This is a genomic window from Lichenicoccus sp. (assembly GCF_965277665.1).
Lineage (GTDB): Bacteria > Pseudomonadota > Alphaproteobacteria > Acetobacterales > Acetobacteraceae > Lichenicoccus.
Genome location: NZ_OZ255835.1, coordinates 2,818,287 through 2,837,697, shown reverse-complemented (window position 1 = coordinate 2,837,697; position 19,411 = coordinate 2,818,287). Strand labels below are relative to the sequence as shown.

Annotated in this window: 18 protein-coding genes; 12 read left to right on the top strand and 6 right to left on the bottom strand. The window is 66.3% G+C overall.

Features of this window, described 5'->3' with window-relative positions:
• The first annotated feature begins 7 nt into the window (after positions 1–7).
• From ACQY4O_RS13170 to ACQY4O_RS13160, 3 genes are all read left to right on the top strand, one after another.
• Complete coding sequence (locus ACQY4O_RS13170; protein ID WP_428376815.1) at positions 8–1,159, top strand: saccharopine dehydrogenase C-terminal domain-containing protein; 1,152 nt, start codon at positions 8–10, stop codon at positions 1,157–1,159.
• 201 nt (positions 1,160–1,360) lie between these two features.
• Positions 1,361–1,822: a c-type cytochrome gene (locus ACQY4O_RS13165; RefSeq protein WP_428376814.1), complete on the top strand. Its 462-nt coding sequence runs from the start codon at positions 1,361–1,363 to the stop codon at positions 1,820–1,822.
• A 91-nt stretch (positions 1,823–1,913) separates the two neighbouring features.
• Positions 1,914–3,572, top strand: coding sequence for a pyrroloquinoline quinone-dependent dehydrogenase (locus tag ACQY4O_RS13160; protein ID WP_428376813.1), 1,659 nt, complete (start codon positions 1,914–1,916; stop codon positions 3,570–3,572).
• An 18-nt stretch (positions 3,573–3,590) separates the two neighbouring features.
• Here the strand turns inward: ACQY4O_RS13160 and ACQY4O_RS13155 are convergent, their stop codons facing one another.
• From ACQY4O_RS13155 to ACQY4O_RS13140, 4 genes are read right to left on the bottom strand one after another with little or no spacing between them, the layout of a single operon-like run.
• Complete coding sequence (locus ACQY4O_RS13155) at positions 3,591–4,664, bottom strand: hypothetical protein (protein ID WP_428376812.1); 1,074 nt, start codon at positions 4,662–4,664, stop codon at positions 3,591–3,593.
• The gene (locus tag ACQY4O_RS13150; RefSeq protein WP_428376811.1) at positions 4,639–6,204 is read right to left on the bottom strand and encodes an MBOAT family O-acyltransferase; all 1,566 of its coding nucleotides are present in this window, start codon (positions 6,202–6,204) and stop codon (positions 4,639–4,641) included. Before ACQY4O_RS13150 ends, ACQY4O_RS13155 begins: the two co-directional genes overlap by 26 nt.
• A 35-nt stretch (positions 6,205–6,239) precedes the next feature.
• Positions 6,240–6,494: an acyl carrier protein gene (locus tag ACQY4O_RS13145; RefSeq protein ID WP_428376810.1), complete on the bottom strand. Its 255-nt coding sequence runs from the start codon at positions 6,492–6,494 to the stop codon at positions 6,240–6,242.
• Positions 6,495–8,381 (bottom strand): HAD-IIIC family phosphatase, encoded by a 1,887-nt coding sequence (locus ACQY4O_RS13140; RefSeq protein ID WP_428376809.1) that lies wholly within the window; start codon positions 8,379–8,381, stop codon positions 6,495–6,497. It lies immediately after the preceding gene.
• 443 nt (positions 8,382–8,824) lie between these two features.
• On the opposite strand from ACQY4O_RS13140, the gene ACQY4O_RS13135 reads away from it, so the two are divergent.
• Positions 8,825–9,898 carry a 2OG-Fe(II) oxygenase gene (locus tag ACQY4O_RS13135; protein ID WP_428376808.1) on the top strand — a complete coding sequence of 358 codons (1,074 nt, stop codon included), beginning with the start codon at positions 8,825–8,827 and terminating at the stop codon, positions 9,896–9,898.
• Between the two features lie 181 nt (positions 9,899–10,079).
• Complete coding sequence (locus ACQY4O_RS13130) at positions 10,080–10,436, top strand: DUF2934 domain-containing protein (protein WP_428376807.1); 357 nt, start codon at positions 10,080–10,082, stop codon at positions 10,434–10,436.
• Between the two features lie 105 nt (positions 10,437–10,541).
• Here ACQY4O_RS13130 and ACQY4O_RS13125 read toward each other — a convergent pair whose 3' ends face one another.
• Positions 10,542–11,705, bottom strand: a complete 1,164-nt coding sequence (locus ACQY4O_RS13125) for an FAD-dependent oxidoreductase (RefSeq protein WP_428376806.1) — start codon at positions 11,703–11,705, stop codon at positions 10,542–10,544.
• 110 nt (positions 11,706–11,815) lie between these two features.
• Here ACQY4O_RS13125 and ACQY4O_RS13120 point away from each other — a divergent pair, with 110 nt between their 5' ends.
• The 5 genes from ACQY4O_RS13120 (at position 11,816) to ACQY4O_RS13100 (ending at position 16,011) form a co-directional block, all read left to right on the top strand.
• A complete protein-coding gene (locus ACQY4O_RS13120; RefSeq protein WP_428376805.1) occupies positions 11,816–12,457 on the top strand; it encodes a TetR/AcrR family transcriptional regulator in 642 nt (213 codons plus the stop codon).
• Positions 12,458–12,665: 208 nt separating this feature from the next.
• A complete protein-coding gene (locus ACQY4O_RS13115) occupies positions 12,666–13,181 on the top strand; it encodes a TetR/AcrR family transcriptional regulator (RefSeq protein ID WP_428376804.1) in 516 nt (171 codons plus the stop codon).
• A gap of 50 nt (positions 13,182–13,231) precedes the next feature.
• Positions 13,232–14,317: an LLM class flavin-dependent oxidoreductase gene (locus ACQY4O_RS13110; protein ID WP_428376803.1), complete on the top strand. Its 1,086-nt coding sequence runs from the start codon at positions 13,232–13,234 to the stop codon at positions 14,315–14,317.
• A complete protein-coding gene (locus tag ACQY4O_RS13105) occupies positions 14,314–15,063 on the top strand; it encodes an EthD domain-containing protein (protein WP_428376802.1) in 750 nt (249 codons plus the stop codon). Before ACQY4O_RS13110 ends, ACQY4O_RS13105 begins: the two co-directional genes overlap by 4 nt.
• Positions 15,064–15,255: 192 nt before the next feature.
• A complete protein-coding gene (locus ACQY4O_RS13100; RefSeq protein WP_428376801.1) occupies positions 15,256–16,011 on the top strand; it encodes an SDR family NAD(P)-dependent oxidoreductase in 756 nt (251 codons plus the stop codon).
• Between the two features lie 244 nt (positions 16,012–16,255).
• Here ACQY4O_RS13100 and ACQY4O_RS13095 read toward each other — a convergent pair whose 3' ends face one another.
• Positions 16,256–16,927 carry a GntR family transcriptional regulator gene (locus ACQY4O_RS13095; protein WP_428376800.1) on the bottom strand — a complete coding sequence of 224 codons (672 nt, stop codon included), beginning with the start codon at positions 16,925–16,927 and terminating at the stop codon, positions 16,256–16,258.
• A 91-nt stretch (positions 16,928–17,018) separates the two neighbouring features.
• Between ACQY4O_RS13095 and ACQY4O_RS13090 the strand changes: the two genes are divergently transcribed.
• Together ACQY4O_RS13090 and ACQY4O_RS13085 are read left to right on the top strand one after the other, a co-directional pair.
• Positions 17,019–17,777: an SDR family NAD(P)-dependent oxidoreductase gene (locus tag ACQY4O_RS13090; protein ID WP_428376799.1), complete on the top strand. Its 759-nt coding sequence runs from the start codon at positions 17,019–17,021 to the stop codon at positions 17,775–17,777.
• Between the two features lie 29 nt (positions 17,778–17,806).
• Positions 17,807–19,399, top strand: coding sequence for an L-lactate permease (locus ACQY4O_RS13085; RefSeq protein WP_428376798.1), 1,593 nt, complete (start codon positions 17,807–17,809; stop codon positions 19,397–19,399).
• Positions 19,400–19,411: the final 12 nt, after the last annotated feature.

The window sequence follows — 19,411 nt, the reverse complement described above, 5'->3', positions numbered from 1 at the left end:
GTGCCGCATGAAAGAGATCGCCGTCATCGGCGCCGGCCGCATCGGCGCGACCATCGCGGACCTGCTCAGCCTGAGCGGCGACTATGCGGTGACCCTGATCGACCGCGACCAGGCGACACTCGATCGTGGCGCGGCCGGCGATCGTGGCGCGGCCGGCGATCGTGGCGCGGCCGGCGATCGTGGCGCGGCCGGGGATCGCGTCACCCGTCTCGCTGTCGATCTCGGCGCCGGTGACGGGCTCGCCGACCTGCTGGCTGGCAAGTTCGCCCTGCTGTCCGCGGCGCCCTTCCAGCTGACCACCCATATCGCCTCGGCGGCGGTGGCGGCCGGCGTGCACTATCTCGACCTGACCGAGGACGTGCTCAGCACGCGCACCGTGCGGGCGCTGGCGATGCGCGCCGAGACCGCCCTGATCCCGCAATGCGGCCTGGCGCCGGGCTTCGTCTCGATCGCAGCAAACGACATCGCAAGCGGCTTCGACAGCCTCGACGCGATCCGGCTGCGGGTGGGCGCACTGCCCCGCTACCCGGACAATGCCCTCGGCTACAACCTGACCTGGAGCACGGACGGCGTCATCAACGAGTATATCCAGCCCTGCGAGGCGATCGTGCAGGGCGAGCGGCACCTGGTGCCGGCGCTCGAGGAGTGCGAGCGGCTGACGGTCGACGGCGTCGCCTACGAGGCGTTCAACACCTCCGGCGGCCTCGGCTCGCTGTGCGAGACCTATGCGGGGCGGGTGCGCGAGCTGAACTACCGCACCATGCGCTACCCCGGCCATGCGGCGGTGATGAAGCTGCTGCTGCAGGACCTGCGGCTGGCGGAGCGTCGCCACGTGCTGCGCGACATCCTCGAACATGCCCTGCCGACCACGGCGCAGGACCTCGTCGTGGTGTTCGTCACCGTGACCGGCATGCAAGCGGGGCAGCTCGTGCAGGAGACGCTGGCGCGGACCATCCAGGCCGGCAGCGTCGGCGGCCGGCATCGCACCGCGATCCAGCTCACCACCGCCGGCAGCATCTGTGCGGTGCTCGATCTGCTGGCGGAGGGTAGCCTGCCGCAGGCGGGATTCGTCCGACAGGAGGACATTCCGCTCGACGCATTTCTGGAAAACCGATTCGGACGCGTGTTCGCCGGACAATCGATGCTGCTTGGCCGGTAGCCCAGAGCAGCATCGGCTCAAGTTAAACCGCTTTGCGGTTCCCCTTGATCGGTTGAGCCGCTCTTTTCAAAGTAAAGGAGAGCCTGATCGATCAGATCAGGCGCTAGGGCGGCACTCCGCGTCGCCAACGCAGTCCTTGGTGCGGTAAAGCCCGAGAGTGTAGCGTCCGATTCGTTGCGTATCCGCAATCGGATTCCCGTCATGAACGGGAGCACGATCGCGATGATGCCGGCGGTGACAAGACGGCTGGTTATTCTGGCCATGTTCGGGCCGAGCATGTATGCAACACATGCTGCAGCGGCGCCCTGCGCTGCCGGAGCCGGCTTCTATACGCCGGCGCAGGCGAAGGCCGGGCTCGCTGGCTACAATGCGAACTGCGCGTCGTGCCATAATACCGACCTTCTCGGCAATTCCGGGCCCGCCCTAAGCGGCGGCAAGTTTGCGTCCTACGTGAATTTCACCAAGATCACGCCGACACAGTTGCTTGCCTTCACCAGCTCGCAGATGCCGGCGAACGCGCCGGGTACGCTCTCGGCCGCCGATTACGACAATATCTTCGCCTATATCCTGTCCTACGACAAATATCCGCCGGGCACGCAGCCGGTCAGTGCGGACGGGATGTCCTGCCTGAGTCTGCTGCCTTACCCCGGAGCGACCGACTGAACAAGACCGGCGAACACGCCGCAAGCGGGGAAACATGCCCGGACTGGAACAGCCAAGGCTGCGCTTGAGAACTCTGGCATCCGTATCCGTCATGGCTCTGTTGCTGGGGTCGGCTCCGCCGCTGTCGGGGCGTCTCGCGCGCGCGGCCGAGCCGATCGAGAACGGCGGCGCGGTGAAGAGCCGCAAGGTGGCGGGCGACGTCGCGCCGGGTGTGGCGGCCAACGTCAGCACGAACGATGCCTCGGTGGAGGCGGTAACGAAGACCGGCGCCAACTGGATCGCGACCGGGCAGGGCTACGCCAACCAGCGCTACTCGCCGCTCAAGGCGATCAATGCCGTCAATATCGGCAAGCTGGCTCCGGTGGCGATTGCGCAGACCGGCTACACCGCGAGCTTCGAGACGACGCCGATCGTCGTCAACGGCGTGATGTACGTGACCACGCCGATGGTGAACAGCAAGCAGGCGCTGATCGCGATGAACGCGGCCACCGGCGAGACGCTGTGGACCTACACCTACACCGACGGGCTGACTCAGATCTGCTGCGGGCCGGTCAAACGTGGCGCCACGATCTCCGGCGGACAGGTCTATCTCCTCACCATCGACAACAGCCTGGTCGACGTAGACGCCGTTACCGGCAAGGAGGTCTGGAAGACCAAGGTCGCCGACGCGCAGGCCGGCTATTCCGAGACGATGACGCCGCAGGTTTACAAAAACCAGGTGATCATCGGCAGCGCGGGCGGCGAATGGCCGATCCGCGGCTTCGTCGCGTCCTACGACGCGGCCAAGGGCACGCAGACCTGGCGCTGGAACACCACCGACAGCCAGAAATCCTGGGCCGGCGAAAGCTGGAAGACCGGCGGTGGGACAGTCTGGACCACGCCCGCGATCGACACCAGGCTCGGCCTGCTGATCTTCTCGACCGGCAATCCGAATCCCGATCTCGATGGCTCCAAGCGCGCAGGCGACAACCTGTACACGGATTCGATCGTAGCCCTGCATATCAACGACGGAACCCTTGCCTGGTACTACCAGGAGGTGAAGCATGACGTCTGGGACTACGACGCGGTCAGCAACGTCGTACTGTTCGATGCGATGCAGGACGGCAAGCCGGTGCCTGCCGCCGGCGAAGCGGGCAAGACCGCGTTCTTCTACATCGTCGACCGCCGGACCGGCAAGCTGATCCGGCGCTCGCAGCCGTATGACATGCAGAAGAACATGTTCGCGTTGCCGACCAAGCCGGGCGTGCAGAGTCTGCCCGGCGCCAATGGCGGCGCCGAGTGGTCGCCGCCGGCGTTCTCGCCGCTCACCCACGACGTCTATGTCATGGGCATGAACCAGCTCATGACCTTCACCACCGAGAGCAACGCCGGCGATCTCCCGGGCATGATCCGGCTCGGCAGCACCTTCAAGAACGTGGCCGGCGGTATCCAGAACGGCACCCTCACGGCGATCAACGTCGATACCGGCAAGATCGACTGGAATGCCACGGTGCCGCAGCCGACAATGGGCGGCGCGCTGGTGACGGCTGGCAACGTCGCCTTCATGGGCGAGGGCAATGGCTGGTGCGACGCCTTCAATGCGAAGACCGGCCGCAAGCTCTGGCACTTCTTCCTCGGCGCCGGCGTCAATGCCCCGCCGGTCGCCTACGAGGTGCAGGGGCGCGAATACATCGCGGTCGCCGCTGGTGGCAACTTCCAGATGACCTACCCGCTCGGCGACGCGATCGCGGTCTTTGCCTTGCCGAAATAGCGCCGTCCGGCCGCGGCCTCAGGGGTGCTCCCGGCGCAGCGCTGCCGCCAGGCTCGCGCTGAAGCGCTCGGCGCCACCCTGGTTGAGGTGCGCGAACACATCGCCGAAATAGCGATCCGGCATCGACGGGATCGGCGCGACCAGGACGTGGAAGTTCGGATACTTGCTCGCCGCGGCGGCGAGATACTCGGTGAAGCCTTTTCGCAATTGCGGGGTGATGTGCCTCGCGGTGGCCTCGTTCACTGGCACGGTCACGAAATCGACGCGGATGCCGCGTGCCTGCATCTCCTGCAGCATCCGCTCGAAATACCACCCCTCCAGCGGCAGGACCTGGAAGCTATCGAGCGAGGCGTCGTCGGCCTCGGCGCTGTCGCCGTCGGCGTCGCCGAACAGATGATGTCCGCGTGCGCGCAGGGTCTTGCTGCGCTCCTCGACATTGTGGGCGTAGCGCAGGAACAGCCCGCCGCGCACCATGCTGGCGAAGTTCAGGGTCGGGAAGCTGGTCGCGTACAGGACGTCGCGCACCAGGTTGGGAAGGCCGTCGGCGCGCGGCTGGTCGAACAGGCTCTCGTCGCCGGTCTTGCGCGCCACTGCCTCGATCTCGTGCAGATCGGCCACGCTGAAGGTGCCGAAGCGCGCGCTGCGCTCCCAGAACGTGTCGGTGCTGTGGAAATGGCCGGCATCGATCGACAGCAGCACATGGTGCGGCATGTTGGGGCAGGCCATCGCGCGGCGCAGGAAGAAGTACATCTCGACCGGCTTGGCGCCACCGACCGAGATGTTGATCCCGTTGCCGGGCAGGCGGGTCGGCATCATGCCGGCGCCGGCCCGGCTGTCGCCCAGCACCAGCAGGTCGCCGAGATCGCAGCGCGCCACCAGGTCCTGCTTGGCACTCCAGGCAGCATATTCCGGATCCAGGAAGGCGAGCTTCATCGTCGCCGACCAGAGCCAGGAGAAGCCGAGTCCGATCGCCAGGACGAGCCCCATGACCAGCAGGTAGCGACCCACGCCGGCGGGATCTGCGGCCTTGCTGGCGAGCGCTGCCGTCGACGGCTTGTCGGTCGTACTAGAACTGGAAGTAAAGGAATTCACTGGTTCCTCCCATTCCGAGCACGGCAAGCACCGCGACCGCGCCGCTGACCACGGCCCACTGCCAGGTCGGCCGCCAGTGGGTCAGGGCTATGCCACCGGGCAGCACCTTGCCGAGCGCCGGGTCGGCCGCGCGCATGATCTGCTGGGTGTTGGGCATGCCCCACACCACGGCGTAGAGCACCGCCAGCCAGACGATGTCGAGCAGGGCACGCTGCGCCGGTATCGAGGACAGCGAGGCCGGCAGGCTCTCGATGCCGTGCAGCCCGAGCATGCCCGACAGCAGCGTGACCGCCGATCCGCTCGAGGGCGCGCGGAAGAACACCGCGCCGACCAGCACCGAGAGGTAGGTGAGGGCGACTGCCCAGATCGCCGGACGCGGATGGCTCTCCGCCTTGTGGGTCTTGTGCGCCGCCTTGGCCTGCTTGGCGCGGAAGGTGCGCCAGGCGTGGTTGACGCTCAGATAGAAGGCGTGCAGCAGCCCGAAGATCACGAACTGCGAGCCGGCGCCGTGCCAGATGCCCGCAAGGCCCATGGTGAAGAAGGTCGGCGCCACTGTCATCGCGAAGAAGCCCGACGGCGTCGCCATGTCGCGCCGCCCGACGCCCTGGCCACGCGCCATGCGACGCCGGGTGATCCAGAGCGCCGCCGGGTTGTACAGGTAGAGCGTGATATAGCGGGTCAGCGTCATGTGCCAGCGCTGCCAGTACTCGACGACGGAGCCTGCCTTGTACGGCGAGTTGAAGTTCAGCGGAAAGCGCACGTTGAACAGGCGTGCGAGCCCGATCGCCATATCGGAATAGCCGGAGAAGTCGAAATAGAGCTGCAGCGAGTACGACAGGGCGACATTCCATGAGGCAAACACGCCGAGTGCGACGGGATCGTGGAAGCCGGCGACGACCGTCGAGGAGAGCGGATCCGCCAGCAGGCACTTCTTCGCCAGCCCGATCACGAAGATCGTGAATCCGATCATCAGGTTCTCGCGCCGCAGCCCGTAGGTCGAGCGGTCGGCGAATTGCGGCATGATCTCGCGGTTGTGCAGGATCGGGCCCGCGATCAGATGCGGAAAAAAGCTCACGAACAGCAAGTAGTTGAGCACCCCGCGATCCTTGGTGACACCCTGGCGGAAGTCGATCAGGTAGCCGATCTGCGTGAAGGTGAAGAACGAGATCCCGAGCGGCAGCGCGGCCCTGGTGAACGGCCCGTCGATCACGCCGATGCCGGCGAGCGACATCAGCACGACGTAGAGGTACTTGAACCTGAACAGGGCGGCGAGGTTGAGCACGATGCCGGTCGCGAGGATCGCATTCTGCAGCCGGGCCCGGCCCTCGAAATAGGCGATCAGGCTGACCACGGTGAAGTTGCCGGCCATCGACAGGATCAGGACCGGCATGAACTCCGGCCGTTCCCAGCCATAGAACAGCACCGACATCAGGATCAGCCAGATGCCGGCCGGCCGCCGGCCCAGCTTCGAGGCGAGGTGGAAACCGACCAGCGCAAGCGGCAGGAATGCGATCAGGAAGACGATCGAATTGAACAGCATCGGACTACTCGGTGGTCAGGAGCGCGAGCGGGTGTTCAGGCGGCCTTGCCCTCGACCTTCGCCGCGATCAGCCGCGCGAAGTCGCCTACATCGTGCATCTCCTCGATCTCGGCGGTCCGGAACTTGATCCCGAAGGTCTGCTCGGTGGCGACCACCAGGGTGACATGGCTCATCGAATCCCACTCGGGGATGTCGTCCGCCGTCATGTCGTCGCGCAGCACGATGCTGTCGTCATCGAACACGTCCCGGAAGATCGCGGTGAGCTTGGTCTTGATGTCGGCCTCGGTCATTCACTCGCCCTCGATGATCTGGATGCTGCTCGGCTTGGGTTCGGCGCCGTCCAGCGGTAGGACCCAGCGCTCGATTTCTCCTTCGGGCTCGAACGCGGTGAAACCCAGCTCCTTATAGAGCCGGCGGGTCATGTCGTTCTTCGCCGTCGGCCTGTACACGCCGATCAGGCGCCGCGCCGCAAGCCGCTTTGCTTGTGCGATCACCAGGTCGAGAGCAGCCTGCTCGACGCCGCGACCGAGCACCCGGCAACTCATCAGCCAGGTATGCAGGACGATGTCGCCGTCACCGGCCTCAAGTCCGCCAAGGTCCGCGCCGATACCGGGGCCACCCGCGAACGAGCCGGCGATGATCGAGATGATGCCGTTATCGCCGAAGCGGTCGATCAGCCGCATCTGCAGCGACAGCGCACGCGGGTCGGCAATGATGTGCTCGACCTCCTCGGTGGTGGTGCGCCGTGTGGTCAGGTTGAACTGGTTGGTCTTGTTGACGAGCTGCACGATGCGGGCGAGGCCGATGCCGTCGAACCGGGTCCAGACCATGCGCATCTCGAGGCTGCGCAGGTAGCTCGGCAGGTCGGTGACGGTTGCGGCAAAACTGGAACGTTGCAGGGTTGCCTGGTACTGCGCGGTGCGCTCGCGGTCCTCGGCGGTGAGGTGCACGCCTTCGAAATAGCCGGCGCCGGCGACCACCCGGCTATAGAGGGCGGGGTCCTCCGGCATCTCCGGCACCGCCACCATCGGCAGCTCGCGGCGCACGATCTCGCGCTCGAACGGGTTGTCGTCGACGAACACCAGGCTATCCAGGCCGATATTCAGCCGGGAGGCGATCTCGCGGATGTTGGACGCCTTGTCCGACCAGTTGGCGACGAAGCAGGCGATGTCCTCGCGCTTGAGCACCATCTCGGGGTGCTTGTCGAACGGCTCCAGCGCGTTCTTCTCGTCGTTCTTCGAGCAGACGGCGAGGATGATCCCCCGCCTGGACAGCGCGCGCGCGTAGGACTGGAAGTCGATGAAGGCCTCGCCGAGGCTGCTGCCGTTGCCGATCAGGATGCCGCCGACGCCGTCATCGCCGATCACCCCGCCCCACAGCGTGTTGTCCAGGTCGAGCACCAGGCACTTGCGCGACCGCCCCTGGTAGGCGGCAAGCAGCCGGCCGAGCATGTCGCCATAGGCCGGCGTCGCATTCGGGTGGACCTCCTGCTTGCCGCGATGCCAGAAGGCCGGGTCGTACCAGGTATCGAGCCCGTCGCGCGTGGCCTGCTCGTCGACGGCCAGCAGCTCGATGCCGCTCGCATCGGCGGCGGCGCGCAGCCGGTGGTTGAGGCGCGCGAGCAGGGCGGCGGCGGAGCCGGGCAGCCGCTGCTCGTTGTTGCCGAACAGGGTCGGGAACACCGGCAGGATGGCCTGCTGGATGACCTTGCAGTCGAACCGCTGCCGGGCGAGCTGCCAGTGCCGGGCGAGGTCGGCGATGGTGGCGTCGAGCCAGGCATCGGCGTCCTCGGCCGACGCGGTGACGTCGATGCCGCGCAGCATGTGGCGGGCGTCGAAGGTGAACAGCACGCAGGTCGGGCGGTACCCGTGGATGGCGGCCGCCGGGTCGTGCAGCTCCTGCGAGTACTGGCCGTAGTCGCCGAGCTGGGTTTCCAGCCAGATGCCGTGCCTGAGCGCGCCCACCCGAAGGCTCGGCAGCAGATGGTCGATGGTGCTGGACGAAAGGATCGAGAGCCGTACTGGCATGGTGGCCAGACCCGAAGGCGGCCCGGACGGAAACTGCTTGCGCAGCCTGCGGTCGAGCTTCACCGTCTGCAGGTGGTCGAGCTTCTCGTTGGCGAGTGCCGCCAGCGCCAGCCAGCCTTCGCTGCCACCGGCATCGGCGCCACGCAGCAACTCATCCCAGTTCGGGCGTGTCTGGAGCCAGTCGAGCAGGGGAGCCTCCGGGTCTAGCAGTCAACGGGCCGGGAACAAGCGCAAAACGGTCGTCAAGTCTCAAAACGGGATGTACAGGTTAAAGATGCGACAGGCTGGGGCCTGAAGCAGCCGGCATGTGTCAAACATCAATGCACGCAGGCCGACAAGCGTCCCGATCTCTAGGGAAGCAGGCCAGCCCCTGCAACATGGATATTATCACGGTACACCCAATGCTAGGCCATGTGGGTGGCCGATGCATTGCAATTTTGGCGTGTGCGGCGCCTGGGCAACCGACGTGCCTTCCGGGCCACAAAGGCCGGCGCGCCGGAGCCGTCCGGCCGTGTCCGCTCGCCCATCTTCATGGGATGGAAACCTGTCCACGCCATCCTGGCTTCGCGAATGTTCGCGTGGGAGATGGGCGGGTGGTTCGGCTTACCCCAGGCGATCGGCTACCGTTCTGCATCGGCGTCGGCACCGATCGGCAGTTCTATTCCTCTGACCTGCAGGCCGGACGCGCCGCCATCCTGGTCCTGGGTGGATCAGGCGCGCCGCAGGAGTACGATCCGGTCCTCGCCCTGCTGGCCGGGCGACGCGGGGAGGTCGCGGCGCTGAACGCCGACCTTCTGGTGCTGCTCGGGTTCGACGCGCTCGCCCGTGTGCATGCGCAAGGTGCGGCGTCGGCGCACGGTCTGCGGGTGATCCTGTGCGGCGACACCTCGCAGGCGGCCTATTGCGCGCAACTGGAATTGCCTGCCCTGGTCGTGATCGACCGTGCCGGCCGGCTGACCCATCTGGCGGCCATCCGCGCATCCGACCCGGCGCTCCTGGTGGCCGAGGCGATGGCGGCACTCGGTCCTCTGTGCCGGGCCGCCGACAGCCCGGTGGGGGCGCCGGTGCTCGCCTTGCCTGGCCTGCTCGATCCTGCCTTGTGTCATCGGCTGGTGTCGGGCTTCGGGGCCGCCGCCACCTACGACAGCGGCATGAGCGGAAGCGATGCCAATGGCCTGGTGCAGGACCGCATCGACCACGCCCGCAAATGCCGCACCGACTGGATGCTGCAGCCGGGTGACGGCGTCCACGAGCGGGTCACGGACCTGCTGGGCCGCCGCTGCGTGCCTGAAATCCGTCGCGCTTTCCACAGCGAGGTGGCGCATATCGATCGCATCCTGGTGGTGCGCTACGATGCGGGTGTCGGACATTTCGGGCGGCACCGCGACAACTCGACCGCAGCCCTTGCGTTCCGCCAGTTCGCCGTGTCGATCAATCTCGGCTGCCTGCCATTCGAAGGCGGCCGTGTCGTGTTCCCCGAATATGGCGACGAGGAATATTGTCCGGCCAGCGGGGAAGGGATCGTGTTCTCGTCCAGCCTGCTGCACGAAGTGACGCGCGTCCGCCGCGGCTGCCGCTATGCCCTGCTGACATTCCTGCACGATGCCGATGCCGAGGCCCGGCGGCTGGAGCGGGTCACCGCCGGGAGCGCCCCGCTGCTGCACTGAACTCCCGGGCCGGCGGCAGACGGCTCACGACATCGATATCCGTCGCAAGCATCCGCCGATTGACGCCGCTGGAGCCGCATTGCTAACGTTGCGTTAGAAGAATGGTGCTGGTCCGGTGCCGGTTCGGCGCGGTTCTGGCCCCGCTCCACCCGATTTCATCACGCTATGACAGGAAGCTGCCATGGAAGAGCGCCTGGTCGACATCTTGGACGGCCACAACCGGATCCTGCACGTGTTCCCGGTTCCGGCTGACGCAGGTCGAAACGAGGCCGATTGCGTCCAGGAGGCCGTCAAGGAGGCAACGCATCTCAGGCTGGTCCCGGATGCAGACCTGCCCGCCCTGCACGGGCGCCCGCATGTCAGTCGCGGCGGACGTCTGGCGCCGGTCGCCGATGTGCTGGATCTGCGAGCCGACGAGGCGACGCGCCGGGACAACGCCATCCGACTCCGCGCCTATTTCATGTGGCTCGACGAGGGTTGCCCGGATGGCCGCGCGGTTCAGCATTGGCTGCAGGCAGCCGAGATCGAGCAGCCTTGACCGAGCCGGACTCTGGTGAGGGCCCGGACTCTGGCGAGGGCCCGGACTCTGGTGAGGGCCCGGACTCTGATGCGGGCACGGACAACGATGTCGGCCCGCTGCACGTCAAGCGTCGGTTGAGCGAGAGGCCGGCGCGCCGAAGTCCAAGTCGATGCCGTACATCTGCTGCCCGATTGCAAGGCACGCGGTGATCTCGCTGCTCGTGCGCGCCTGCATGCGTGCTTCGAAATCCTCTATGGCCAAAGCCACATCTCCTGCCGCCCGGTCACTCAATGCGTCGGCCAGTTCCAGCGCGTCGAGCATTGCCAGGTTCACCCCCTTGCCGGTAAACGGCGGCATGACATGGGACGCATCGCCAAGCATCGTGAGGCCGGGCTGCGTGTCCCAGCGGGTGTCGGGCGGCATGACGGACGTCGGCCAGAGCTGGAACGTGTCCTCGACCTGCGTCAGCATCGCCATGACACCGGGCGACCAGTCGCGATAGGCGCCGCTGACCGCCGCCATCACCGCTTTCCTGTCGTCGAGTGCGAAGCCGGCGGTCTTCGGCCAGCCCTCGCCGACCGCCATCGAATAGTAGAGGAGGATGAGGTCATGGTTGCAGCGCTGCACGAAGATCGTCTTCTCGCCGCCGGCAAACATCACTGAGCCTTCTCCCAGCGTCTTGTCGATCTCGGAGCCGCGCCAGAGGTCCCTGCGAAGGTTGGCCGCAAGCATGGTGATGCCTGTGTATCGGGGCTGCACCGGTGTCAGGCGACGCCTGACCCTGGAGCCGGTGCCGTCGGCACCGACAACCAGGTCGGCGATGACGGGCGCCCGATCCTTGATGTCGAGGCGCCAGCTTCCATCGGGCTCGGGGCGAACCTCCTGCAGGACGTGGCCCCAGGCGACCGTGCCGGGAGCCAGCGAGTCGAGCAGGAGCTGGCGCAAGTCGCCCCGGTCGATCTCCGGTCCGGGATCCTCGTGTGTCTCCTCCCCCATGCCCGGCAGGTCGTGACCTTGGGAGTCGATCATCCTGAATGCCTTGGCCTCGCTGCGTGAGGCGCGCGCAAAGGCATCCGCAAGCCCGGCTTCGTCGACGGCGCGCTGGCCGGAATCGGGGCGAAGATCGAGGCTGCCGCCTTGCGGGCGAGCCGTCGATGACGCGTCACGCTCGATCACCTGCACGGTGAAACCGCGCATCTGCAGGAGGCGCGCGAGCGTTGCACCGGCCGGCCCGGCGCCCACGATGGCTACCAGGCCGCCGCTGCGAAGGTCTTCGGGAGACATCATGCGGACTGCTTCCTGTCGCTCAGACCGAACCGTACGGTCTCGTTTGAAGTGAACTCGTGCGCCGTGTCATAGTTTCAAGGGTGGCCGCGCATGGACGGCCGGAGCCGAAGATGCCGACGCCTGCCGCCCTGTCTGCCGGGAAGCGCACGTCCATTCTGGACAGCGCGCGAAACGCCTTTGCCGAGCACGGCTATGCGGGGGCCAGCATGTCCGCGATCACCCATGCCGCCGGGGTTTCAAAATCCACCGTTTACCATCACTATCGCAGCAAGGCTGAGCTGTTCGGCGCCTTCGTCGAGCGCGAGTGCGCGCGGATGCTGGCACAGCATTTTGGCGCTGGGCGGATGCCGCCCGGGGCTACGGCTCAGACGCTCCGGGCCATCGGGATCGGCATGGTCGAACTGATCACCTCCCCCGTATGCTTGATAATCGACAGGGTGGTGACGTCCGAGGCCGAGGCCTTCCCGGAACTGGCGCGGTCTTTCTACGCGGCGGGGCCGCAGCAGGCGATCACGCACCTGGCTGCCTGGCTGAAGGCGCAGACGCAAGCCGGCGGCCTGGCCGTGCAAGACGCGGAGTTCGCGGCCGATCAGTTTTTCACGCTTGTGCAGACCAGCATCTACTATCGATGCCGATTGCGCCTTCACCGACCCTCACCGCAACAAACGACCCACGTCGTCGACTCGGCCGTTGCCATGTTCCTTGGCCATTACGCGACGGAACAGGCCGCTTCAGGGTCGCCCATCAGCTGACTCACCAAGTCAAATGTTCGTCTGACAGACTGTTACGCCGTCGGCCTGGCGACCGTCATCGATGGATCTGTCTTGACCGATCATTTTCGTGGTCGGCATTGACACCGGCGTCAAACGATCTTTAATGAGTGTTATGGAATCGCGGTCGCTTCCACGTCCTCTGGGGCGTCGTCGTAGTTTCGACCGGGATGCCGCACTTGAGACCGCAATGCGGCTCTTCTGGCGTTATGGCTATGAAGGGGTATCGTTCCAGCAACTGACGACAACTCTCGGCGTGGCCGCCCCGAGTCTCTATGCGGCCTTTGGCAACAAGGAAGCGCTCTATCGCGAGGCCCTGGACAGATACGTGACGCACCGTGTTGCGCCCGACCTGTCGTTCGTGCCGGAGACCCTCTCGGTGGCAGATGCGGTGCGGCTGCTGCTCCACGCGACAGCGCGGGGACTGGTTGAGCCCGGTGGCGAGACCGGATGCATGCTCAATACCGGCATGATCACGAGCCATCCCGATCATGCCGGTATCGCCAAGGAGGTCGCGGATAGACGCACTGCATTCCGCGCCCTGCTTACGACCAAGTTGCAAGTTTGGGTGGATCCCGATCGCGCCGGTCGTCTCGCGCGATTCTTGACGGCCGTGATGCAGGGGATGGCGATCCAGGCTTGCGACGGGGCCACGACCCTGGAACTCCTGGCACTCGCCGACCAGGCCGCAAGCGGCTTGAGATGACGTGGCGCGCAGGCACCGGATAAGTAAAGACCCATGTGATGAGGTGCGAGATGCGTGACGAAAACCTGCAAGGGGTCACAGGTCGAGCTTCGACTAGATCTTTCCCGGCGGCCAGACTGTCCGTGCTCGACACCGTGATGGTCGGCTCGGGCACCACCACCACCGCAGCTCTCGAAGCGACCATCACCCTGGCGCAGCGCGCGGAAGCGTTGGGCTTCGCTCGCTACTGGATGGCCGAACATCACGGCGTTCCCGGGGTCGCAAGCTCGGCCCCGGTGGTGATGGTGGGCGCCCTGGCGGCTGCCACTCGCCAAATCCATGTCGGCTCAGGCGGCGTGATGATGACAAATCATATCCCCCTGATCGTTGCCGAGCAGTTTAATACACTCGCAGCGCTTTATCCCGGTCGGATCGATCTCGGCCTTGGCAGGGCTTCTCCAGAACCCAGGACCGCCGCGGTGCTGGGTCGTTCGCTCGCAAACTATGGCGCCGAGATGTTTGCAAAGCAGGTTGAGGATCTCTGCGGGTTCACCAGGAGCGATTTCCCTGCCGGACACCCGTATGCCGGCGTGTTCGTGTCACCGAGGCCGGAGCAGCCTCCGGCGATATGGATACTGGGCACGAGCCTTGAGGCTGCCTCCCTGGCGGGACGCCTCGGACTGCCCTTCGCTTTCGCGCATCACTTTGGCCGCGCGTCGGCTGCACCGGCGTTAGAGCGGTATCGGACCAGCTTCCGACCTTCGGCTAAGCGAGAGAAACCTTATGCCGTCGTCACCGCGCTCGTTGCCTGCGCTCCGACGGATGACGAGGCTGACGACATCGCACGCTCCGCGGACTTGATGTTTCGGCGACTGTTCCAGGGCCGGCCGGGGCGGTTGCCATCGCTCGTCGAGGTCAAGGCACATAGCTGGACCCGCGAGGACTTGGCTTTCATCGAGCAGCGCCGCCAAGGCCAGGCTGTCGGCAGTCCCGATACAGTACGTTTGGCGCTTGTCCGGCTTCTGGAATCGACCGGCGCGGATGAGCTGATGATGACGACGCAGATGTTCAGTCTCGCCGACCGTATCCGGTCGCTCGAACTTGTAAGCGCGATGGTTGCCCCGACCGGCGCACGCCTGCCTGAAGCGGTCGCATGACGGCCGCAAACGGCCTCTACAAGGTCTTCCATACCATTGTGCCGCGCGGCGGCATCAACCAACCCATGGCGACCAGGGTGCCCTTTGACCCCGCCTGGCATAGCGCCGCCACGCTCGCGGGCCTTGCCGAGCGAAGCCAGGCTTTCCGATTCTACACTCGGACGCATCGAACCGAGCCGCACAACCCGGCACCTGGAGGCAACATTCGCTATGGCTATGAGGCCGTGGAGACCGTCGCATTCGACACGCTAGGCGGCGCCATCGCATTCCGGGAGGCGGCGGGCACGGTTGGAATGGAGCATCTCGACCCGACGTCAACCTGGCTTGTGACGAAGGAGCGTGTTGGCATCAACGGTGCACCGAAAGGACCGCGGGATACCGGGCGCGGGATCAAGGTGATTACGTCCATGAAGCGGCGGCCGGGCATGAACCTGATCGAGTTCCGTAGGCATTGGGATGACCACGTTGGCTACGTCGCGGCGACCCAAGGCATCTCCCGCTTCACCACAAACCATGTGGTCGATGACGACTATGAAGTCGCGGAGCCACCTGTCGACGGGTTTGTCGAGGTTTGGTTCCGAACGTCCGAAGACCTGCAAATCTGCTTTAGCGATCCATTGATGGGAGGCATTCAGCAGACCCACAACGATCTTTTTATCGACCGAAGAACGTTCTTCACGATCCAGTGTGTCAACGCAGAGCAGTGGGTGTCCGGACGTCGCGCAGAAGGGTTGCGAGAATGGTGATCAGCGCGCCTCGCAACCGCGATACCCTCAAGCTCGCGGCATGCACGCCAAAGGGCGGAAGCCGGCCTGGCCGCTAAGGTCAAGCCCACGATGTCCGAGGGTCCAGTATCGTCCGACGCGCAAGTCTCATCCCAACGCGCAATCCAGCGCAGCTACCGGAACGCAGCACATCATCTCTATGGGAGACAACAAATGAGCAAGATTGCACTCGTCACCGGCGCAAGTCGAGGTCTTGGGCGCAACACCGCGCTCGGTATCGCACGACACGGCGGGGACGTCATCCTCACCTATCAGAGCAGCAATGAAGCGGCACAGGCTGCTGTCGCCGAGATAAAGGCGATGGGTCGCAGGGCGATTGCTTTGCAGCTCGACACTGGCGATGTTTCCGCCTTCCCGCATTTCGTGGAGCAGTTGAGTAAGGCACTGCGCGAGACATGGGATCGCGACACACTCGATCACCTGGTGAATAACGCCGGTCATGCAGACTACGCTCTCATCAAGGATACGACCGAAGCCCAGTTCGACGGGCTGGTCAACGTCCACTTCAAGGGAGTGTTTTTCCTCACCCAAGCGTTATTGCCGCTGATCGCGGACGGCGGTCGTATCGTGAACGTGTCCTCCGGCCTGACCCGATTCTCCTTTCCGGGTTCCGCCGCTTACGCAGCAGTGAAGGGGGCGATTGAGGTCCTCACCCGCTACATGGCGAAGGAGCTGGGTAGCCGCGGTATCGCAGTCAACACCGTGGCGCCGGGTGCTATCGAAACCGATTTTGGCGGTGGCCGCCTGCGCGACAACCCCGATGTCAAAAGGATGGTAGCAGCTATGACCGCGCTGGGTCGCACCGGGCTGCCGGACGACATAGGGCCAATGATTGCCGGTCTCCTATCCGACGACAACCGCTGGGTGAATGCGCAACGGATCGAGGTATCCGGGGGGCAGAGCATCTAAATAGCCAGCGTTGCGACGACAGCATCTGGCGGTGTGTGACTGATCCATGATCCGGTCTGCCTATGTGTAGCGGCGCGCAACAATGAACTGCCCGACGCACATTCCCTGAGACGGAGCGAGCCGTCCGCCGCACACTCGTCGAGACACGGCGCACGCTCGGTGAGACGGACGCACAAGCCTCCACCAGACGCGGTCTTGCAGCATCCCCAGCCGTCGCGCGCGCGGTCACCAACCGAGGGGCGGGCTAGGCGGCCGAAGGTCCACCGGCGCGCACCAGGCGCTCCGCCGCTTCCGCCATGTGACGGACGATGGTCGCGCGCGACGCCGCGACGTTTCCGGTGGAGATTGCCGCGACGATCGGACGATGGCGCACGGCCGCCATGTTGTGCAGAGCGCGGCTCAGGCCGGCATGCATGACGGTGATGCGCACCGGACCCTCAAGTGAGTGCCAGAGACGCAGCAGGGTCGCGTTGCCGGAGAGCTCGCAAAGCAAGACGTGGAATGCGAGGTCGGCCTCGACCTGGGCTGGAAGATCACCCTCGGCCGCCTCAAGGCGAAAAACCGCCGCATCGAGCGCGTCGACGGTAGCGCTTCGCTCGGAACGGGCGGCCAGGGTCTCGGCGGCGAGCGCCTCGAGAGCGGCGCGAGCGGCATAGAGCCCGCGGATCTCGTCATCGGCAACCTCGCGGACCCGCAGCATGCCGCGGCTCCGCGCGACGACGAGGCCGTCCTGCTGCAGGTGGCGTAGCGCTTCCCGGATCGTTGCGCGGCTGACGCCGAGAGAGGCCGCGAGCTCCACCTCGTTGAGGTGGTCCCCAGGACCCAGACGGCCGGTCGTGATGGCGGAGCGCAGCGCGTCGAGACAGCGCTCGCGCAACGTGCTGCGCTCGATCGCATCGAGACTGGATGCCGGCATCGGACCCCTCTTCGTGTCTCGCGACACTTTACAGGCTCGCAGGGCGCTCGTATGCCGGTCAATGTCGACAGTCAGACAAGGAGATGGGTGGATGTCGGTCGGGCGGACGGCAATCGTGACCGGGGCGGCGTCGCTCCGCGGCATCGGGCGACGGACAGGCGACAAGCTGGCCGCCGAAGGCTGGGCACTCGCAATTCTCGACATCGATGGCGACGCGGCAGAGGCGGCGGCGGCCGAGATCGCCACCCGCCACGGCGTCGAAGCGCGTGGCCACCGCTGCGACGTCACCTCCGAGCGGGACGTCGAACAGGCCTTCGCCGCGGTCGAGACGACGCTGCCGCCAGTCGGCGCGCTCGTGAACAATGCCGGGATCACCTCGCCGACGCGCTTCGCGGAGGTGTCGATCGGCGAGTGGGAGCGGGTGATGCGCGTCAACGTGCACGGCTCCTTCCTGGCGACCCGCCGGGCGATGCCGGGGATGGTGGCGCGCGGGTTTGGTCGGGTCGTCATGCTGTCCTCGGTCTCGGCCGAGCGCGGCGGCGGCGTGTTCGGCGGCGTCGCCTATTCGGCGGCGAAGGCGGCGCTGCTGGGTTTCGCGCGCGCCCTCGCCCGCGAGGTCGGACCGCACGGAGTGACGGTCAACTCGGTGGCACCCGGGCTGATCGACACGGACATCACCGCGGGCAAGCTCAACCCCGAGCGCAGGGCGAGGCTGATCGCCGAGATCCCGGTCAACCGTTCGGGCACGACGGACGACGTTGCCGACGTGGTCGCCTTCCTGTGCCGCCCGTCCACCGCGTTCGTGACGGGCGCGACGTGGGACATCAACGGCGGCTCGCACATCCACTGACCGCCACCGGCAAAAGAGGGTAGGGGCGCATGGTCCGGCAAGTCGCCGCCCCCGTGCTCGGCTCGCTCGGCTGGTCGTCCATGGTGGCGCTCGCGCCGATCGTCGTGCTCTTCCTGCTGCTCGGCGTGTTCGGCTGGCGGGCCGAGCGCGCGGCGGGTGCAGCACTCGCGGCAGCACTGCTGGTCGCGGTCGGCGCCTACGGCGTCGGCGTCGGGCCGGCGCTCGACATGGCAGCACTCGGCGCCCTCTTCGGCCTGGTCTCGGTCGCCTGGGTGATCCTGAACGCGCTTTGGATCTACGACGTGACGCTGAGGAGCGGCCATTTCGAGGCGCTTCGGCATGCTTTCGCGCGGGCAGGTGGGCCCAAGCCGGTCCAGGTGCTGCTGATCGCCTACGGGTTCGGCGGCCTGCTGGAAGGACTGATCGGCGCCGGCGCGCCGGTCGCGATCTGCGGCGCCATGCTCGTCGCGGCCGGCATTGCGCCGCTCGAGGCGGCGGTCTGCGCGCTGATCGCCGATTCCGTGCCTGTCGCTTTCGGCACGCTTGCACTGCCGATCGTGGCACTCGCGTCCGCAACCGGGCTGCCGCTCGATCCGCTTGGCGCGATGGTCGGGCGGCAGACGCCGCTGCTCGCCGCACTGGTGCCGTTCATCCTGCTGTTCCTGGTCGGTGGCAGGCGCGCGCTCGGCGAGCATTTCGGCGTGGCTCTCCTCGCCGGGATCGCGTTCGGCGGGACACAGTTCGCCGTCTCGAACTATGTGTCGGTGCGGCTCGCCGACGTGGTGGCAGCCCTCGTCGCCTCGGCGGCCATCGTCGGGGTGGCACGGGCCCCGCGCGGTGCGGCAGGGATCCGGACGCCAGAGAGCGGCGAAGGGCGGCAGACGGCGCTGGCACTCGCGCCGTACGGGCTGATCATCGTCGTTTTCGCAGCCGCGCAATGGACGCCTGTCGCACGACTGCTTCGTCGCAGCCGCGTTGCCTTCGACTGGCCCGGCCTGCATGTGGGACTTCCCGATGGTACGCGGGTTCCGACGAGCTTCCGCGTCGACCTGCTCGGCACGACAGGAACCCTGCTGCTGCTCGCAGGACTTCTCGCTGTCGCGACCCTGCGCGTCCCGTTGCGTGTCGCATGGCGCTCCTACTGCGACACGGCGCTCGGCATCGGCGGCGCGGTGCTGACGGTGATGGCAATCTTCGCGCTCGCCTTCGTCGCCAATCTGTCCGGCCAGACGCGGACGATGGGATTGCTGTTGACCGGCCTGGGTCCAGTGGGTTTTGCGCTCGCCTCGCCGCTGATCGGCTGGATCGGGTCGGCGCTCACCGGCTCCGACTCCTCATCGAATGTGCTGTTCGGCGGCCTGCAGATCGTGGCGGCGAAAGGTGTGGGCATTCCCCCTCTGCTCGCCGCCGCGTCCAACTCGTCGGGCGGCGTCGTCGCCAAGGCGATCAGCGTGCAGAGCCTTGCGGTCGCCTCCGCCACGGTTTCACTGGTCGGCCAGGAAGCCGCGATCCTGCGTCGCGTGATCGGCTGGAGCATGCTCCTGCTGGCGCTGATGTGCGGGCTCAGCCTGGTGCAGTCGCTGCCACCGGTCGCGCGATTCATCGTGCCGGGGGTCCGGTAAGCAGGAGGGCGT

Coding starts and splice junctions, on each gene's coding strand:
- ACQY4O_RS13145 (WP_428376810.1), bottom strand. CDS start 6,494: ATGACCGAGGCCGACATCAAGACCAAGCTCACCGCGATCTTCCGGGAC.
- ACQY4O_RS13160 (WP_428376813.1), top strand. CDS start 1,914: ATGGCTCTGTTGCTGGGGTCGGCTCCGCCGCTGTCGGGGCGTCTCGCG.
- ACQY4O_RS13100 (WP_428376801.1), top strand. CDS start 15,256: ATGAGCAAGATTGCACTCGTCACCGGCGCAAGTCGAGGTCTTGGGCGC.
- ACQY4O_RS13170 (WP_428376815.1), top strand. CDS start 8: ATGAAAGAGATCGCCGTCATCGGCGCCGGCCGCATCGGCGCGACCATC.
- ACQY4O_RS13085 (WP_428376798.1), top strand. CDS start 17,807: ATGGTCCGGCAAGTCGCCGCCCCCGTGCTCGGCTCGCTCGGCTGGTCG.
- ACQY4O_RS13090 (WP_428376799.1), top strand. CDS start 17,019: ATGTCGGTCGGGCGGACGGCAATCGTGACCGGGGCGGCGTCGCTCCGC.
- ACQY4O_RS13130 (WP_428376807.1), top strand. CDS start 10,080: ATGGAAGAGCGCCTGGTCGACATCTTGGACGGCCACAACCGGATCCTG.
- ACQY4O_RS13165 (WP_428376814.1), top strand. CDS start 1,361: ATGAACGGGAGCACGATCGCGATGATGCCGGCGGTGACAAGACGGCTG.
- ACQY4O_RS13105 (WP_428376802.1), top strand. CDS start 14,314: ATGACGGCCGCAAACGGCCTCTACAAGGTCTTCCATACCATTGTGCCG.
- ACQY4O_RS13115 (WP_428376804.1), top strand. CDS start 12,666: ATGCGGCTCTTCTGGCGTTATGGCTATGAAGGGGTATCGTTCCAGCAA.
- ACQY4O_RS13120 (WP_428376805.1), top strand. CDS start 11,816: ATGCCGACGCCTGCCGCCCTGTCTGCCGGGAAGCGCACGTCCATTCTG.
- ACQY4O_RS13110 (WP_428376803.1), top strand. CDS start 13,232: ATGCGTGACGAAAACCTGCAAGGGGTCACAGGTCGAGCTTCGACTAGA.
- ACQY4O_RS13150 (WP_428376811.1), bottom strand. CDS start 6,204: ATGCTGTTCAATTCGATCGTCTTCCTGATCGCATTCCTGCCGCTTGCG.
- ACQY4O_RS13095 (WP_428376800.1), bottom strand. CDS start 16,927: ATGCCGGCATCCAGTCTCGATGCGATCGAGCGCAGCACGTTGCGCGAG.
- ACQY4O_RS13125 (WP_428376806.1), bottom strand. CDS start 11,705: ATGATGTCTCCCGAAGACCTTCGCAGCGGCGGCCTGGTAGCCATCGTG.